Genomic DNA, 18,115 nt, shown 5'->3' with positions numbered 1-18,115 from the left:
TTGGGGGGTCCCAGTTTTGTCCAAGATGAATGCCTCGTTTGAGGGAAAAGGCGTTGTTGCCACCCATGCAATGACGCCGACCGAGTTGCGCGCCAGTTTTTCGCTGGCCAGCATCTTTGCCCTGCGCATGCTGGGGCTGTTTCTTATATTGCCGGTGTTTGCCATTGAGGCCGCCAAATACCCCGGTGGCGACGATCTGGCCCTGATCGGCCTGACCATGGGGCTCTATGGCTTGACCCAGGCCATGCTGCAATTCCTTTATGGCATGGCTTCCGATCGGCTCGGGCGCAAACGGGTCATCATTTTCGGCTTGCTGCTGTTTGCCGTCGGCAGTTTTGTCGCCGCCTGGGCGCCCAGCCTGACCTGGCTGGCGATTGGGCGGGCCGTGCAGGGCGCCGGCGCCGTGTCCGCTGCGGTGACCGCCTTGCTGGCCGACCAGACCCGTGACGAGGTCCGCACCAAATCGATGGCGCTGGTGGGCATCAGCATCGGGTTGATGTTTGCGCTGTCTTTGGTGGCTGCGCCTTTGCTGGTGGCTATGGTCGGGCTGGGCGGGCTGTTTGCCCTGACCGGCGTGCTGGCGCTGCTGGGCGTGGCGGTGGTGATCTGGTGGGTGCCGGCTGAGCCACAGCAGCATAAAGACATGCCGCGTGGCGGTTTGCTGGAGGTGTTGCGCTTGCCCGCCTTGTTGCGCTTGAACTTTGGCGTGTTTGTGCTGCATGCGGTGCAGTTGGCGATGTGGATGGCCGTTCCCGCCATGCTGGTGCAGGCCGGCTTGGCGCGCGATCATCACTGGTGGGTGTACTTGCCGGCGGTGCTGGGCTCCTTTGTTGTCATGGGGGGGTCGCTGTTCCAGCTTGAAAGGCGCGGTTACCTGCGGGCGGTGTTTCTGATCTCGATTGGGCTGACGGCTGCGGTGCAACTGGGTTTGTTGCTGCTAGCGTCAAGCACGCCCAGCGTTGGGGTGATGGTGGCGCTGTTGTTTGTTTTTTTCTATGGCTTCAATGTGCTGGAGGCGAGTCAGCCGAGCATGGTTTCGCGGATGGCGCCAGCGCATGCCCGCGGTGCCGCCATGGGGGTTTACAACACCTTGCAGTCGCTGGGCCTGTTTGCCGGCGGCGTGATGGGCGGCTGGCTGGTCAAGCACGTTGGCGCACCAGGCTTGTTCGCGGTCTGCGCCGGGCTCATGCTGCTATGGTTGCTGGTGGCCTGGCCGATGTCAGCGCTGGCCGTGCAGGCGCCGGGGCTGGCGCCAAAGGCTGGATAATGAAGCCTGAAACCCTGCGGGATAGACCGCAGTCACGTCAATTAAGGAACAACCATGGCATCCGTTAACAAAGTCATTCTCGTGGGCAACTTGGGGCGCGACCCTGAAATTCGTTACCTGCCCAGTGGCGATCCGGTGGCCAACATCACCATTGCGACCAGCAGCAAGTACAAGAGTAAAACCGGTGAGATGGTCGAGGAGACCGAGTGGCACCGTGTCACCTTTTTTGGCAAACTGGCCGAGATTGTGGGCCAGTACCTGAAAAAAGGCCGTTCCGTCTATGTGGAAGGCCGCATCAAGACGCGTAAGTACACCGACAAGGACGGCATCGAAAAATACGCCACCGACATCATTGCCAACGAGATGCAAATGCTGGGTGGTCGCGAAGGCATGGGCGGCCCATCTGACGACGATGAAGGCGCCAGCGGCGGCTATTCGCGTCCGGCACCGGCATCGCGTCCGGCGGCATCCGCCCCGGCTGCTCGCCCTGCCCCAGCCCCGGCGCAGGCCAAGCCGTCCAGTGGTTTTGATGACATGGATGACGATATTCCGTTCTAGTACCCGGCCAGAGCGCTAATGCGCATCCCCTCATGAGTCCGCCCTACGTGCCACCGCCGCCCGTGGGTCCGCAGGCGCTGATGGTGTCGCTGGGGCCGCTGGAGCCGTTTCGCTGGCTGGCCGCCGGGTTACGCGACCTGGTAGCGCACCCGGGTATTGGCCTCTTTTATGGCTGGTGTTTCTGGCTGATGGCCAGCACGCTGGCGGCGGTGTTTCGTGCCAAGCCGGAATACACGCTATCGCTGGTTTCTGGTTGCCTGCTGGTGGGGCCATTTTTGGCCATGGGCCTGTACGAGGTGAGCCGCCGTCGCGAGCGGGGTCAGAGGCCCGATTTCAGAACGTCACTAACCTGCTGGGCATTGCATATCCGCAGCATGGGCACGCTGGTGCTGGTGCTCATCGTGCTGGAACTGCTTTGGGGTCGTGCCTCACTGGTGGTGTTTGCGGTGTTCTTCAATACGGGCATGCCGTCCAACACCGGGGTGATTAACGCGGTGTTCAACCCTGATAACTGGGAGTTTGTGCTGGTGTACCTGGCCGTTGGAGGGGCCTTTGCTGCCCTGGTTTTTTCCACCGCCGTGGTTTCCATCCCGATGATCCTGGACCGCGACACGGATGCCATCACGGCCGCCATCAACAGTATGCGCGTGGTGTTTGCCAACCCGGGTGTGATGCTGCTGTGGGGTTTACTGATCACGACTCTCGTTGTGGTGTCACTGCTGCCATGGGCCTTGGGACTGGTCGTGATCGGTCCATTGCTGGGGCATGCCAGCTGGCATGCCTACCGCGGTGCGATTTGCTGGCAAGAGGCACCGGTGTCGCCGACGCCAGACGCGAGTCTGAAAACCTGACCATTCTTGGTTTCGTCGCCGTAACGCCCGCACAGCCTGCGCGTTGAGGGGTCTTTCCAGGGGATTTTTAAGTTCAGTTGTACGGCTGGGTATCTCCAAATATTCCAAGCAGTATTTTTTGAGGTGTCCCCATGCGTCTGTATTTATTGTCCAATGCCTTGTTCGATTGACTTGCCGCATCCGACGCCCGCGCACGTCTTCCTGCGCGTGCTGGCCAATGCAAAAACAGCAGCGCACCCTTGAACTGATTCGGAAGCTGTCCATGCAGGCGGGAACCCGAGTCTCAGTATCACGCTAAGTACTTGTCACCAATGGGAAAAATAGCGCGATGGCCGGTGGCGCTTGAATATAGTTAATTGTTACAATTTTGTTACAGTAAACTCGCACGAAGATTCATTACCGTGGGTTGCGCATGTGGAATTTGGAGGGCGCCGGCAGCTTGTCGCCTACAGTGACTGCCAGCGATGAGTTGCTGGATTGTTTACTGATCGTCGCGCGAGCTCACGGTGAAGTACCTACTCGTGACGCGCTCATGGCGGGTCTGCCAGCCGAGCATTCCCGCCTGACCCCTGGACTGTTCTCGCGTGCCGCCCGTCGTGCACACCTCAGCAGCCAGTTGGTGTCCTGCCCATTGACCGGTCTCAAAGCGGTCCTTTTACCAGCCATTGCGCTGCTGCAAGGGGAACGCGCTTGCGTGGTACTGGGTTTTAATGAAGATCGCAGTCGGGCCAACGTGGTCTACCCCGAACTGGGCGATGCCCCGGTCCAGGTGCCTCTGTCTACATTAGAGGCCGACTACCTGGGTACTTCAATCTATGCGCGGCCGACCCAACGTTTTGACGCGCGCACGCCCGAAGTGCGCGCTGGTCGGCATGGGCACTGGTTCTGGGGCGTGATTGGCGAAAGCCGTCCGCTTTACCGCGACGTGCTGCTGGCCGCCCTGCTGGCCAATCTGTTTGCCCTGGGCATGCCCCTGTTCACGATGAATGTGTATGACCGCGTGGTGCCCAACCACGCGTTTGAAACCCTGTGGGTGCTGGCGCTGGGCCTGCTGCTCATGCTGATCAGCGACCTGGTGTTGCGCACCATGCGCGGTCGTTTTGTTGACCTGGCCAGCAGCCGGGCCGACGTCAAGTTGTCGGCCTTCATCATGGAGCGCGTGCTGGGCATGCGCATGGAGCAACGTCCGGCCTCGGCGGGGTCGTTTGCTTCCAATCTGCGCGCCTTCGAGTCGGTGCGTGACTTTATTGGCTCGGCGACGGTCGTGGCCTTTATCGACCTGCCGTTCGCACTGATCTTCATGGTCGTCATCGGCTTGATCTCCTGGCTCATGCTCATTCCCCTTTGCATCGGTGCGGCCATCATGGTGCTTTATGCACTGGCCGTGCAGGGCCGCATGCACGAACTGGCCGAAACCACTTACCGCGCAGGCGCCCAGCGCAACGCCACCCTGATAGAGGGCCTGGTCGGGTTTGAAACCCTCAAGGCGCTTGCGGCCGAGGCGCCCATTCAGCGCAAATGGGAAAAAAGCGCCGCCCTGCTGGCCCGCGTGGGCGCGCAGCTGCGCTTGCTCTCCAGTACCGCCAGCAACACCTCGGCTTTTGTGCAGCAGTTCATCAATCTGGCCATCGTCATCATTGGTGTGTACCTGATATCAGAACGTGATCTCACCATGGGCGGCCTGATTGCCTGCACCATGCTGGCATCCCGCGCGATGGCGCCGGTGGGACAGGTGGCCGGCTTGCTGGTGCAGTACCACACCGCCGCCACCGCGCTGACCTCGCTGAACGAAATGATGGCGCGCGAAGTCGAGCGCCCCGAGGGCACCTCCTTCATCAGCCGTGGACGACTGAAAGGCGCTCTCGAATTTCGCGATGTCAGCTTCACCTACCCCGGCCAAAGCACGCCGTCGTTGCGTAACCTGACGTTCAGCATCAAACCCGGTGAAAAAGTGGCGATTTTGGGGCGCATCGGCTCGGGCAAGACCACGCTTGAAAAGCTCATCCTCGGTTTGTACCTTCCGTCCGAAGGCGCCGTACTGGTTGACGGTATTGATTTGCGCCAACTCGACCCCGCCGAACTCCGGCGCCAAATTGGCTATGTCCAGCAAGACGTCATGTTGTTCTACGGTAGCCTGCGTGAGAACATCACTCTGGGTGCCCCACTGGCAGACGACGCCGCCATCATCAAGGCGGCTGAAATCGGCGGCATTATCGGCCTTGTGAATCAGCACCCCAAAGGCTTTGACATGCTGGTTGGTGAGCGGGGCGAGTCTTTGTCGGGCGGGCAACGCCAGGGCGTTGCCATCGCGCGGGCGGTCATCAACGACCCGCCCATCATGCTGCTGGACGAGCCCACCTCGTCCATGGATTACTCCAGCGAAGATGACATCAAGCGCCGGCTAACCGAGTATGCGCAAGGAAAAACCGTGGTGCTGATCAGCCACCGCACCTCGCTGCTGGACCTGGCAGACCGCATCATCGTCATGGATGGTGGCCGCATCATGGCCGACGGTCCCAAAGAGCAGGTGGTTACTGCGCTGCGCCAAGGGCGCATCGGAAAGGCTACCTGATGGCTTGGTTCAACGAAAAAGCCTTTGAACGCACCGGTGCCCTGGTCAAGCGCGCGGCGGGGGCCAGCGAGGCCACTTTTGGCCCTTTGATCAAGCGGCTCACGCCGGTCGATGAGCCAGATCAGCTCGACTGGGCGGGTGACGCCGACTGGGCTCGCCTGCAGCAAGAGCCCTTGCGCGCCAAGCGCTTGCTGCGCCTGGCCGCCGTGGCGTTGTTGGTGATGGTGATCTGGGCCGCTTTTGCCCAAATTGATGAAGTCACCCGTGGGGAGGCCCGCGTTGTGCCAACCAGCCAGGTTCAAATTATTCAGAGCGTGGATGGCGGTGTGGTGGAGGCGCTGCTTGTCCATGAGGGCCAGATCGTCGAAGCCGGCCAACTGATGCTGCGCGTGGATCCCACCCGCTTCGTTTCCAATATGCTGGAGAGTCGCGTCGGCCAACTCGCCCTGCAGGCCAAAGTACTGCGACTTGAGGCACTGACGCGTGGCACCGCCTTCAATCCGCCCGCGGAGCTGATGCGAGATGCCCCCGACGTTGTTGCGCAGGAAATGCGACTGTACGAGTCGCGTCGGGCCGAGATCAATGCCCAGACCTTCATTTCCCAAAACCAGCTGGTCCAGCGTCAGCAGGAGTTGAATGAAGTCCGCGCCCGCCGCGACCAGGCTGTTCGAAGCCTGGAGCTGATGACCAAAGAGATCAACGCCACGCGTCCCATGATTGCGACCGGGGCCGTCTCCGAGGTTGAGGTGCTCCGTCTGGAACGCCAAGTCGCCGGCCTGCGCGGCGACAGCGAGCAGGCCACCGCACAGATCTCGCGCGTGCAGTCGTCCATTCTGGAGGCGACCCGCAAAATTGAAGAAGTGCAACTCACCAGCCGCAACCAGATGAGTGCCGAGCTCTCCGACGCCATGAGCAAGCTTGCCAGCCTGTCCCAAGGCGGGCTGGCCCTGCAAGACAAGGTCAAGCACGCCGACATCAAATCCCCCGTGCGCGGTACCGTCAAGCGCCTGCTGGTCAACACTGTTGGTGCGGTCGTGCAACCCGGCAAGGAGGTGGTGGAGGTGGTGCCGCTGGACGACACGCTGATTCTGGAAGTGCAAATTACCCCCAAGGACATCGGCTTCCTGCGCCCGGAGCAAGAAGCCACGGTCAAGTTCAGCGCCTATGACTTCTCCATTTATGGAGGGCTGACGGCCGATGTAGTCAATATCGGCGCCGACTCGGTGCTCGACGAAAAAGGCAACGCCTTCTACCACGTACGGGTACGTACACGCAAATCCAGCCTGGGCCCCAGTCTGCCCGTCATTCCTGGTATGGTGGCCCAAGTGGACATCCTCACTGGTAAAAAAACCGTGCTGTCTTATCTGCTCAAACCCGTGTTGCGTGCCAAAGCCAACGCCATGACAGAACGATGAGCACCCAACACCTCTTTCTCTCCAGCCCGGTCGCACCCCTGCCAGGGCGCCTGCGCGAGGCGTTTCCGGATGTTCAGGCGCTCGACGCCACTGTCATGCAGACGCGCCTGCCCTCTCCGCCTGCAGCGCAGTGCCTGGTCTGGTTGAGCAATGCCGATGTGCAATGGGCGCGTAATCTGCGTCAGATTTTGCAGACCCAGCCTGACGCCCGCGTGGTGCTGCTGTCCAGCATGCCCGAATCAGATGAAGGTCTGCGTGCCCTCAACGAGGGCGCGCGTGGTTACACCCATGCTTACGGCGTGCCCGCGTTGCTGCAGGAAGTCGCGCTGGTCATCGAACATGGTGGCCTGTGGGTGGGGCCAGACCTGCTGCAGCGCCTGGTGGGCTCGACCAATGTAGCGCTGGCGAGCCGCCCGGCAGCTGCAAAAGCGCAGGTGCCTGTTACAGCCTCATCCAGTACTAACGCATGGTCCACTCTGTCAGCACGCGAGGCACAAGTGGCGCGTTCAGTATCGGCGGGGCGCTCCAACAAGGAAGTTGCCTCCCTTATGTTTATTTCAGAGCGCACCGTCAAAGCCCATCTGGGCGCCGTGTTTGAAAAACTTGGCGTGCGTGATCGTCTGCAGCTGGTGCTGCGCCTGTCAGCCGCCGTTGAACCTGTGCCAACATCCCCAATGGAGCCCGCGCCATGACCATTCCCGACCAGGCCAACGCCCTGAGCCAGACCGACACCGGGCTGGCCCGCGTTTTAGAAGACTTGATTGACGTGCTTATTACCCGGGGCGTCATTCAGTTCACCGACCTGCCTGATGCGGCCCAATCCAAGCTGCTCGAAAGACGCGAAACCCGCGCCAGCCTCGCCAACCGCCTGCAACTGCTGCCGATGAACGGCGAAAACGACCTGCTTTAAGCGCGGTTACGTGCATCAGGCCGCGGTTGCCGCCCTGAGCCAAATACTCATTGATGCACCCCTCAATTAAGGCCCACATGGGCCTTTTTTAATGCGAGGCCAAAGTTTCAAATTTGTACCTAAGTCCAATAGGCCGTCAGCCTTGACCGTCCTAATATACAAATTGTTACTGTTATTACCACGAGTGCACAAACTCAGCCCCAATTTCTTCACTGGAGATCATCATGGCCCAATTCGCCACTGTCGCTGCCATCACCGGAAACGGCACTGTTTATGCGGTAAATGCCCAGGGCATCAGCCGCACCCTCAAGGCGGGCGACAATTTGGAAAATGGCGAAACTGTGCGCACCATAGGTGATGCCCGTGTCGAATTCGTGATGGAAGACGGCCGCCTGCTGGCCGTTGCCCCCGAACAAACCGTGCGCCTGGACGAAAACGTGATCGAGTCCGATCAACGTCCTACCGCTCAAGACAGCGCCATAGTCACTCTAGGTGCCACTGCCGATACTGTCATTCAGGCGCTGGAGCGCGGCACCGACCTGAGCACAGAACTTGAGGCGACTGCGGCCGGTTTGGGAGTCGGCGGTGGTGCTGACGGCGGCAGCACGTTTGTGCAACTGCTGCGTGTTACGGAGGGCGTTGACTCGCAGTCTTACGACTTCAGCTTTACGGCATCTGACGTGCCTTCCAATTTGCCGGTGCAGGCTGACATTGCACCTGCAACACTGTCGGCAGTCAACGACGCGCCGAGCATCACGGTGGTGGCGCAAGACTTCACGGAAAACGCGGCCAAGACAGGAGCGGTCGCGGCGACGTACGCCACGGCGGACGAAGAAGGCGACACGCTGAAGGTGGACTTCAGCGCGGGCAGCAACGCGGCGGGCTACTACGCCCTGGCGGGCGGGCAAGTGGTGCTGACGGCCGCGGGTGCGGCGCAGGTCAACGCAGGCGGGGCGCTGCCGGCGATTGAACTGACGGTGAGCGACGCCACGCTGAGCGGCACGGGCAGCGACACACCGGTGGTGACGCTGGTCAACGACGCGCCGAGCATCACGGTGGTGGCGCAAGACTTCACGGAAAACGCGGCCAAGACAGGAGCGGTCGCGGCGACGTACGCCACGGCGGACGAAGAAGGCGACACGCTGAAGGTGGACTTCAGCGCGGGCAGCAACGCGGCGGGCTACTACGCCCTGGCGGGCGGGCAAGTGGTGCTGACGGCCGCGGGTGCGGCGCAGGTCAACGCAGGCGGGGCGCTGCCGGCGATTGAACTGACGGTGAGCGACGCCACGCTGAGCGGCACGGGCAGCGACACACCGGTGGTGACGCTGGTCAACGACGCGCCGAGCATCACGGTGGTGGCGCAAGACTTCACGGAAAACGCGGCCAAGACAGGAGCGGTCGCGGCGACGTACGCCACGGCGGACGAAGAAGGCGACACGCTGAAGGTGGACTTCAGCGCGGGCAGCAACGCGGCGGGCTACTACGCCCTGGCGGGCGGGCAAGTGGTGCTGACGGCCGCGGGTGCGGCGCAGGTCAACGCAGGCGGGGCGCTGCCGGCGATTGAACTGACGGTGAGCGACGCCACGCTGAGCGGCACGGGCAGCGACACACCGGTGGTGACGCTGGTCAACGACGCGCCGAGCATCACGGTGGTGGCGCAAGACTTCACGGAAAACGCGGCCAAGACAGGAGCGGTCGCGGCGACGTACGCCACGGCGGACGAAGAAGGCGACACGCTGAAGGTGGACTTCAGCGCGGGCAGCAACGCGGCGGGCTACTACGCCCTGGCGGGCGGGCAAGTGGTGCTGACGGCCGCGGGTGCGGCGCAGGTCAACGCAGGCGGGGCGCTGCCGGCGATTGAACTGACGGTGAGCGACGCCACGCTGAGCGGCACGGGCAGCGACACACCGGTGGTGACGCTGGTCAACGACGCGCCGATTGGCAATGCCGATGCCTACAGCACAATTGAAGGGAGTATCAGCACGACCTTGGGTAATGTATTAGCCAACGATCAAGATATTGATAGTCCTTCTATTACGGTCGCGCAGTTCGCATCATCCGCGTCTGCCAGTAACACCGTGGTCAGTGCCAATGGCAGCAATATGATCACTACCGCGCTTGGCGGCATTGTAGTGATGAACAGCGACGGTGCATTTCGCTACATCGCGCCGGTGGTGCAACACGATTCGGAAAATACGCCGGTCAGTGATAGCTTCGTGTACCGCAGCACGGATGGGTCTGCCGTTTCGGACTGGACGACAGTGACGGTCTCACTCGGCGACACCAGTCCGATAGCCAGTGCCGACAACGCTACCGTCGTCTTCAATGGCTTATTAACGGGCAACCTGCTGGTCAATGACAGCGGCGTCGATGGACCTTTGTCAGTGACCAGTGTCACCTACAACGGAACGACCAATACGATCGCCGCTGGTGGACATACCTCGTTCGTCACCCCGGACGGCAGGCTGATGGTCAATTCCGATGGCGCTTACATTTTTTATTCGAGCATTCCACAAACCAAGGTGATTACTGGCAGCAGTCTTGCCACTTGGGAGGATTCCACCGACTTGTACGGTTTTAATCAATCTAGCACGGCCTGGAGACAGAACGTCAGTGGCAGCACCACGACCCTGAATATCGGCGCGTTGACGACTACCCAGCAGGACCTCGCTGCCTACGTCAACTCGGGTGCCAAGCCCGGCATTGGTGTGCAAGGCCAGGGCAGCACCTTGGGCTCTGGCGAGCAGTTGATCGTCAAGCTGCTTGAAACAACCACAAGCGCGACCGTCGGTATCGCGCAGTTGAATGCCGGTCAGTCGCCATCTCTGGCCAAATGGGAGGCTTACGATGCCAGCGGCAACCACCTGGCGGGCGGCACCTTCGATGGCGCAACGGCCACCTCTAGTGGCTCCGAGTATGCCCTCCAAATCGATTCCGAGACGCCCTTTACCTACCTGCGTATTGAGTGGACTGGCAATTCACAAGGTATTGTGCTGAGCTCACTCGACACGCTGCGAACCACCGACAACCACACGCAGACCTTCAGCTACACCATGAGCGATGCGGACGGAGACTTCTCCAGTAGCACGCTGGCAGTGGCGTCGGCGGCATCCGGCAGCACGCCTAATGCCAGCTTTGACGGCACATCCGGCAACGATAGCCACAGCGGCACAACCGGTAACGATACGATGCAGGGAAATGCTGGTGATGACGTGCTATATGGCCATGCTGGCGATGACAAGCTCAACGGTGGTGATGGCAATGACATGCTCAGTGGCGGTGATGGCAACGACTTACTAATTGGCGGCGCTGGTCATGACGTTTTGATTGGCGGTTTAGGCTCGGATACGTTCAAGTGGAGTTTCGGTGATCAAGGAACGGCCGCATCTCCCGCCGCTGATCACATCATGGACTTCACGCCAGGTGTTGGTGGCGACGTTCTCGATCTGAAAGACTTGCTGGTAGGCGAGCACGACGGCAGCGGGGTGTCAGGTAACTTGGCTCAATTCCTGCATTTCGCGAATGACGCGAGTGGCAAAGCGGTCTTGTCAATCGATCACAACGGCACTAGCGATGGTGCGGCTTTTGCTGCCGATCAAACCATCAAATTCGACAATATGAGCATGTCGGAATTGGCAACCGGGCTCGGGTTGACCGGCGGCGCAACTAGTGATGACATCGTCGCGAAAATGCTCGTAAACGGACAACTCAAGACCGACGTCTAACACTTTACGGGAGCGCCAGCGAGCGACCTCATCGCCCCCCGGCCACCAGCCAGGGTGAAGCCGCGGCCAGGTTTTCGTCAAAGCCGTGGCGCGCGCTGCCGTACAGGCCAATGACCCGGCGCACATAGGCGCGGGTTTCAGGGAACGGGGGCACGCCCCGGTAGCGGTCCACGCGGCCTTCGCCGGCGTTGTAGGCGGCCGCGGCATAGGCGATGTCGCCGCGGTAGTACGACAGCAGCCAGCGCAGGTAGCGCATGCCGCCGCGCAGGTTTTGGGTGGCGTCAAAGGCGTTGCGCACATTGAAGCGTATGGCGGTGTCGGGAATAAGCTGCATCAGGCCCATGGCGGCTTTGGGCGACTGGGCACTTGTATTGAAGTTGGATTCCACGGCAATGACCGACAGCACCAGTCGCGGGTCAAGTGCATACCACGCGCTTAAGGTGGTGGTCAGCGGGATGAGCCAGCGCTTGTGCGGCGGCAGGGACAGTAGAAACTGTTCAATGGACAGACGGCTGCCGCCCGCCAAGTCGGGCGGCAGGCCGCTGAAGAGGCTGGGCGGTGCTTTTTCTGGCAGCTGTTCCTGGTTCACGCAGGCCGGTAGTTCCGACGAGGTCAACCCAATGGTGTCGAGCATCTGGTGGGCCTGGGCGTGGCCCAGAGACGCGGCCAGCGAGAACGGGGCGGCGGCAAAGGCCCGGTTTTCGGGGACGCCCTGGCCAAAGGCGTAGAGCATGCCGAGCCGGTATTGCGCCTCGACGCTGCCCCAGCGCGCGCTCTGGCAATACAGCACGGCGGCTTGCCAGGCGCCTTCAGGTGTGTCGGTGGCGGACTCCGGTGCGCTGGCCTGTTGCAGCAGCTTGCGCAGTACGGGCGGCGTGTCGTCTACGATGGCCGCCGAGTCGAGTGCCGGTGCGCTGGCTTGGGCCAGTGCTGTGCCCGTATGCGCGCAGGCCAGCCAGAGCAGGGTCGCAGTCCATCGGACCCCTGCAGGCGTGCGCGGTGCGGTCATTTGACCCCCGGCCCCGTCATGCCGTCAAAGCCGAGCGAGGCCAGCAGGGGCAGGTCGGCCTCGGATTCGACGCCGAGCGCGATGACGACGATGCCAAAGTTGCGCGCCACGCTGCACAGGCCTTTAAGAAACTCCTGGTTGCCCGGGTTGTTGGCGATGCCATGCACGTAGCTGGGGTGGACCTTGATGTAGTCCAGGCCCAGGTCGGCCAGCTTGTCGCCTTCGGCAAAGCGCTGGCCGAAGTACTCGATGCCGACGCGGCAGCCCAGCGGTTTGACGGCGTGCACCAGGTCGCGAAAGGCATCGAACTGTTTGAACACGCCGTACTCGGGCACCTCAAACAGCAGGCGTTTGCACATGTCGGGGTTGGCCTGTAACAGCAGTGCCAGTTCGCGGCGAAAATTGAAGTCGACAATGGTTTCGGCCGACAGGTTGATCGCGATGTCGCCCGGCGTGGTGCGCAGGTATTCAATGGCGAGCTTGACAACTTGCAGGTCAATGGGCGCCGTGAGATTGAGGTGCGCGGCCATGGGCATGAAGTCACCTGCGGGTAACAATGCGCCGGCCGTGTCGAGCTGCAGGCGAATCACGCCCTCCTGGTGGATGGCGGCCTGGTTGGCGCTGCCGACCACACGGTAGAAAGCCAGCCGCAGCTTGCCGCCGGCGACGGCGTCGGTCAACAGGTTGCGCCATTGCTCGGCGGGCCGTGCCGTGCTGCCACTGTCGGCCTCGCCGGCGTAGCAGCTGTTCGAACCCTGGGCTTCGGCGCGGGCGAGTGCTTCGTCGGCACGGCTGAGCAGATCGCCAACGTCTTGATCGCGGTGGTAGGGCACGGCGCCGACCTGGAACAGGTCGGGCACGTCGGCCACCCAGTCGGGCAACCAGTTTTGGGTCAGGCGCTGGTGCAAATCGGCGCCGGCCTCCCCGGGTGAGGCGGTGGTGGGGTAAACCACGGCAAACTCGCCGCCCTTGAGGCGTCCAGCCTGTTGGCCGAGCCTATCCTGGCAACTGTCCTGGAGTACGCGGCCCAACTGCTTGAGCAGGGCGTCGGCCCGCTGGTGACCCAGCCGGGCGTTGAGCGTGTTCAAGCTGGTCAGGCGCACCATGACCAGCGAGCCTTCGGCACCGAAGGATTCGCCGGTCACCAACTCGCGCATTTGGGATAAAAAATGATCGCGACCCGACAAGCCAGACAGCGCGTCGAGGTTAACTTTTTGACGCAAGGTTTCGAGGCGAGCCGCCTCTTCGCTGAACATGGCCTTGAGCCGCTCCACCATGCTGTTCATGGCCCGCACCACGCTGCTCAACTCGGGCGTGCGCGGTTCGGCAATGCTCAGGAAACGGCGCTCGGCAATGGCCTGGGCCTGGGCCACCACCTCGCCCAGCGGCCGGGTGATGATGCGGATGAGCAGGGTGCCGACCGCCCCTGTGACCAGCCCGCCCAGCACAAACCACAGCAGCAACTTCAGGGTGCCGTCCCACAGGCTTTGGTAGGCGTATTGCTCCTGGCTTTCAAGTGTCAGCGTGCCGTATTGGTTCCAGCCATCCTGAACCAGGGCTTGACCGGGTGCGGCGTTGATGGGAGTCAGGGCGATGAACCAGTGTGGCACGCCCGTGAGCGCCCCCGAAAACACGCGCTCCACCAGGGTTTTGCCCGTCGGGGAGGTGATGCGGATGACGCTGTAATGCCCGGCATCAAACTGTGCGGCCACCTGCAACTCGATCATCACCGGATCCTTAGGCAGTTGCGACAACGACAAGGCCAGCGCATTGGCGTTGTCGATGTTTTTGACCTGCAACTGCTGCTCCAGGTAATGGCGAGCCGACAAAACGCTGACGACCATGCTGCCGCCAAAGGCAAGCGTCATGACCAAGGCGATGGCAATCCAGAGTTGTTTGATGAGGGACATGGTGAGCTCGCTGGGTAAACAGGGTGATATTCAGAGTCCTTCCTGGCGCATGCGGTCTAGCACGTCGCGCCAGCGGGAAAGGCGGGTGGTCGGGTCGGCCGCCGAGGTGGTGGCGCCACCCACCCACAGGCCGTCACTGTTGAAGCTAAAGACAGGCACCAGGTCAGGGCGCTGGGAGGCCGGGCGCACGCTGCTGATCAGGTTGTCCAGAATCAGTGGCTCGTCCGTGGGCTTTGGGTAAAAACCCAGCACCATGTGGGCGATGGACGCGGTGGCCCCGCTCTTGGCTCGCACATAGATCAGGCGCAGGCGCTCGTTGCCGATGTCCAGCATTTGCAGGGTGACATATTTGGCGATGGCAAAGTCTTCACAGTCGCCAGCGCCTTTGCCCAGGAATTCAAGCGGCGTGGCCCAGTAGTCTTCTTGCCCCCAGACCTCCATATCAGACTGGAACAAGCTGCGGCGGTTGAAGAAAGTGTTGACTTTGGTTAGCTTTTCACCATCGGTGAGGGCGCGTGATTCTTCGATCAACCGCCGCCAGGCGCCCACGCTCTCGGCGCCGCGGGCTCCGTAACGCTGCTGCGCCAAGGCTTGGGTTTTATCGAAATCAGTGGCGGCGATGGAGGCAGCGAAGACCAACCACAAACCCGCTATCAGCCAGCATGCGTTCAAGGCCAGTCGGCGTAAACGGGGTGTCAAAGTGGCAAATATGGCCTTACGCATATTACTAAGGTTAACGTAAAGTCCAATAACACAGTGATTTCGTTATCAGCTTGACGTAGTCCATAATGTAAATGTTAAAAAACGTAACAATGTTTACAAGGGGTTAATTATGGGTTGTAAAAGGACGCTGTCATTGCTGGCAGTTGCGGTTTTGTCAGGTTTGGGTGTGCAGGCGCAGAGTCTGCCTGAACCGCTGGTCAAAGCTGCGCGCAAGGCTGTGGTCAGTAATCCTGAGGTCCAGGCCCGCTGGAACGGCTTCAAGGCGGCTGGCAATGAGCGTGATGTTGCGCGTGGCGGTTTTTTGCCGCAACTGGACCTGACTGCCTCGACCGGGCGTGAAGACCGCGACTCGCCGGTAGTCGGCAACGTCGGTTCCTACAACGTCAATGCCGCGCGGCTGACGCTCAATCAGATGTTGTTCGACGGTATGTTCACCGCCAATGAAGCCAGGCGCCTGGGCTACGCCAAGCTGACGCGCTACTACGAACTGACCGAAGCCTCCGAGACAGCTGCCCTGGAGGCCGTTAAAGCCTATGCTGATGTGGCGCGCTATCGTGAGTTGGTGGATGTGGCCACGCAAAATTATGTGGAGCACAAGCAAACCACCCTGCAAGTGGAAGAGCGGGCCAACTCCGGGGTGGGTCGTCGTGTTGACGTCGAGCAAGCCAATGGTCGGCTGGCACTGGCCGAGTCCAATTTGTTGACCGAGTTGACCAACCTGCACGACGTGAGCGCACGCTATCTGCGCGTGGTGGGGGAAAAACCGCCTGCCAACCTGCCGCCTTTGCCCGAGCCGTTCAAGCTGGGCACTTTGCCCGCGTCCACAGAGGCCTTGATGCTCGACGGTCTGCAGGGTAGCCCCACATTGAATGCCGCCATTGAAAACGTGCGTGCCTCCAAAATGGGCATCGAATCACGCAAGGCGGCTTACATGCCGCGCGTGGACTTTCGTGCTTACGCCAGCCACGACAACAACACCGGCGGCGTTAGCGGTGGCACGCGTGTGAATGGCGTTGAATTGGTACTGAACTACAACCTGTTCCGTGGCGGCGCCGACAAGGCCCGTGAGCGGCAGGCGGTTGACCAGAAGGAGCAAGCGCGCGATCTGCAGGAAAAAGCCTGTCGTGATGTGCGCCAGACCCTGTCGATTGCCTACAGCGATGTGCGCAGTCTGAGCGAACAACAGCGTTACATGGATCAGCACCGTCTGTCGACGGAGAAATCGCGCGAGGCCTACCGCCAGCAGTTTGATATCGGGCAGCGCACCCTGCTGGATTTACTGGACAGTCAGAATGAGTATTTCGAGGCAACGCGCTCTTACATCAATGCGCGCTACAACCAGGTCGCGGCGCAGGCGCGTACCTTGGCTGGCATGGGCCAGTTGGTGACGGCGCTGGGTGTCAATCGTGAAGATATGCCGAGCTTGCAGGATGCGGGCCAGGACCGCAGCGGCATTGACCCTGCCGAGTTGTGCCCGCTCGAAGAGTCCATGGTCGATACCCTGGACAAAATCAAGGCGGAAACCGTGATTCCATCGCGTGCGCGCGCAGTGGCTCCAGTCGTGCAGAAGCCAGCACCGACCAAAGTCAGTTTGTCGGCCGATACGCTGTTTGACTCTGGCAAATCAAACCTCAAGGCTGAGGGCCTGCGTAGTCTTGACAGCCTGCTGGCACGCATCAAGGGTGTCCAGCTCGATGTGGTGATTGCCGTCGGTCACACTGATTCGGTGGGTAGCGAAGAGTTCAACAACCGCCTGTCGCTGGCACGCGCCGAGTCGGTCAGGGCCTATCTGGTCGGCAAAGGAGTTGATGTCAAACGTGTCCGGGCTGTTGGCAAAGGCGAAAGTCAACCCATTGCCGACAATGCCACCGAGGCTGGCCACGCCAAGAACCGCCGCGTGGATGTCGAGGCGCTGGAAGCAACTATCCCCTCCAAATGACCCAACAACGGGGTTTTAAAAACCTGCGCATCGGTTAAGCAAAAAGGCCCGCTGGGGCCCTTTTTTTTGGGTGGATCAGTATGGGCTCTTGTACTGTGGGGGGTATGCATATATACTCCGCACAGTATTAAAAGGTGTCTCATGAGTTCACGTACATTACCTGACTTTCTTTGGTCCGTTCGACGCGCGATGCCGTGGCTCGGTGCGTTTGTCATGTCTGTCGCCGCCGCGCAGGGCGGGGTTCAGGTGCCCGTCGTTCCCGCGCAGGTGAAGTCGGTCGGAACCGGGTTTGAGCTCGATGGTGTGGTTCAGCCCGTCAAGCAGAGCACCATTTCGGCGCAGGCGAGCGGTCGTATTGCGACTTTGCTGGTCAAGGCCGGTGACAAAGTGCGTGCCGGTCAGGTGCTGGCCACCATTGACGACCGCGAGGCGCAAACCGGTGTGCAGAGTAGCCAGGCGCAAGTGGCGCAGGCGCAAGCCGGGCTGCACAACGCCCAAGCCAACTTTGATCGCACGCGTGATTTGCGCGCCAAGGGATTTGTCAGTGCCGCCGCACTCGATACGGCTGAAGCGCAGCTCAAGGGCGCGCTGGCCGGGCGCGATCAGGCTGGCGCTGGCGCCCGCCAATCGGCATTGGCGCAGGGCTTTACCCGCGTCACCGCGCCGTTTGAGGGCTGGGTGCTGCAGACGCATGCTGAAGCGGGCGACCTGGCTGTGCCGGGCAAACCCTTGCTCACGCTGTACGCCCCGCTGCCGATGCGGGTGGTGGTGCAGGTCCCGGTGTCGCGCTCGGGTGCGGCGCGTGCGGCCGGTGCGGTTGAATTGTTGTTGCAAGACGGTGTCGGCGCCGGGCAATGGCAGCGTCCGGTGTCCATCAGTACTGTGCCCACGGCCGATCCGGTTTCACAAACGATTGAGTGGCGTCTTGAATTGTCTGCCGAGGCGGCCAAAACCTTGCTGCCGGGTCAGCAGGTGCGGGTGCGTTTTGCCGGGGGACAGGCCGATCGCATGCTGGTGCCCAGCACTGCCGTTCTGCGGCGTGGCGAATTGACGGCTGTCTATGTGGTGTCAGGCACGGGCTTTGTGCTCAAGGCGGTGCGTCTTGGTGCTGATCACGGTGCCGAGGGGGTTGAGGTGGTGGCGGGCCTGACGGCGGGTGACCGCGTGGCACTGGAACCGGTCAAAGCGGGTTTGGCAGGCGCGCAAGCCGTGGCACCGTCCGCCGTGACCAAGTGA

General features: G+C 61.4%; 13 protein-coding genes. 10 read left to right on the top strand and 3 right to left on the bottom strand.

Annotated features, from left to right (window positions below; translation table 11 throughout):
* Positions 1–70 precede the first annotated feature (70 nt).
* From RFER_RS19175 to RFER_RS19140, 8 genes are all read left to right on the top strand, one after another.
* Positions 71–1,267 carry an MFS transporter gene (locus tag RFER_RS19175; RefSeq protein ID WP_041792901.1) on the top strand — a complete coding sequence of 399 codons (1,197 nt, stop codon included), beginning with the start codon at positions 71–73 and terminating at the stop codon, positions 1,265–1,267.
* Between the two features lie 54 nt (positions 1,268–1,321).
* Positions 1,322–1,825 (top strand): single-stranded DNA-binding protein, encoded by a 504-nt coding sequence (ssb, locus tag RFER_RS19170; protein WP_011466035.1) that lies wholly within the window; start codon positions 1,322–1,324, stop codon positions 1,823–1,825.
* A 32-nt stretch (positions 1,826–1,857) separates the two neighbouring features.
* The gene (locus RFER_RS19165) at positions 1,858–2,676 is read left to right on the top strand and encodes a DUF2189 domain-containing protein (protein WP_011466034.1); all 819 of its coding nucleotides are present in this window, start codon (positions 1,858–1,860) and stop codon (positions 2,674–2,676) included.
* A gap of 412 nt (positions 2,677–3,088) precedes the next feature.
* Complete coding sequence (locus RFER_RS19160) at positions 3,089–5,248, top strand: type I secretion system permease/ATPase (protein WP_011466033.1); 2,160 nt, start codon at positions 3,089–3,091, stop codon at positions 5,246–5,248.
* Positions 5,248–6,663: an HlyD family type I secretion periplasmic adaptor subunit gene (locus RFER_RS19155; protein WP_011466032.1), complete on the top strand. Its 1,416-nt coding sequence runs from the start codon at positions 5,248–5,250 to the stop codon at positions 6,661–6,663. The genes RFER_RS19160 and RFER_RS19155 overlap by 1 nt, the downstream gene beginning before the upstream one ends.
* On the top strand, positions 6,660–7,355 hold the full coding sequence (locus RFER_RS19150; RefSeq protein ID WP_011466031.1) for a response regulator transcription factor: 696 nt from the start codon (positions 6,660–6,662) through the stop codon (positions 7,353–7,355). The genes RFER_RS19155 and RFER_RS19150 overlap by 4 nt, the downstream gene beginning before the upstream one ends.
* On the top strand, positions 7,352–7,573 hold the full coding sequence (locus RFER_RS24715) for a hypothetical protein (RefSeq protein WP_011466030.1): 222 nt from the start codon (positions 7,352–7,354) through the stop codon (positions 7,571–7,573). Before RFER_RS19150 ends, RFER_RS24715 begins: the two co-directional genes overlap by 4 nt.
* Positions 7,574–7,797: 224 nt before the next feature.
* A complete protein-coding gene (locus RFER_RS19140; RefSeq protein ID WP_011466029.1) occupies positions 7,798–11,298 on the top strand; it encodes a retention module-containing protein in 3,501 nt (1,166 codons plus the stop codon).
* 28 nt (positions 11,299–11,326) lie between these two features.
* On the opposite strand, the gene RFER_RS19135 is transcribed toward RFER_RS19140, so the two are convergent.
* Genes RFER_RS19135 through RFER_RS19125 form a run of 3 tightly spaced genes read right to left on the bottom strand, consistent with a single transcriptional unit; the run spans position 11,327 to position 14,940 of the window.
* On the bottom strand, positions 11,327–12,307 hold the full coding sequence (locus RFER_RS19135) for a transglycosylase SLT domain-containing protein (protein ID WP_011466028.1): 981 nt from the start codon (positions 12,305–12,307) through the stop codon (positions 11,327–11,329).
* Complete coding sequence (locus tag RFER_RS19130; protein ID WP_011466027.1) at positions 12,304–14,217, bottom strand: bifunctional diguanylate cyclase/phosphodiesterase; 1,914 nt, start codon at positions 14,215–14,217, stop codon at positions 12,304–12,306. Before RFER_RS19130 ends, RFER_RS19135 begins: the two co-directional genes overlap by 4 nt.
* 30 nt (positions 14,218–14,247) lie before the next feature.
* Positions 14,248–14,940 carry a transglutaminase-like cysteine peptidase gene (locus tag RFER_RS19125; RefSeq protein WP_011466026.1) on the bottom strand — a complete coding sequence of 231 codons (693 nt, stop codon included), beginning with the start codon at positions 14,938–14,940 and terminating at the stop codon, positions 14,248–14,250.
* A 133-nt stretch (positions 14,941–15,073) separates the two neighbouring features.
* Between RFER_RS19125 and RFER_RS19120 the strand changes: the two genes are divergently transcribed.
* Both RFER_RS19120 and RFER_RS19115 read left to right on the top strand, forming a co-directional pair.
* Positions 15,074–16,879, top strand: a complete 1,806-nt coding sequence (locus RFER_RS19120) for a TolC family outer membrane protein (protein ID WP_244095749.1) — start codon at positions 15,074–15,076, stop codon at positions 16,877–16,879.
* Positions 16,880–17,020: 141 nt separating this feature from the next.
* Positions 17,021–18,115, top strand: a complete 1,095-nt coding sequence (locus RFER_RS19115; RefSeq protein WP_011466024.1) for an efflux RND transporter periplasmic adaptor subunit — start codon at positions 17,021–17,023, stop codon at positions 18,113–18,115.

Source organism: Rhodoferax ferrireducens T118 (assembly GCF_000013605.1).
Lineage (GTDB): Bacteria > Pseudomonadota > Gammaproteobacteria > Burkholderiales > Burkholderiaceae_C > Rhodoferax > Rhodoferax ferrireducens.
The sequence above is the reverse complement of the archived record's forward strand: the minus strand, read 5'-3'. Positions and strand labels throughout refer to the sequence as shown.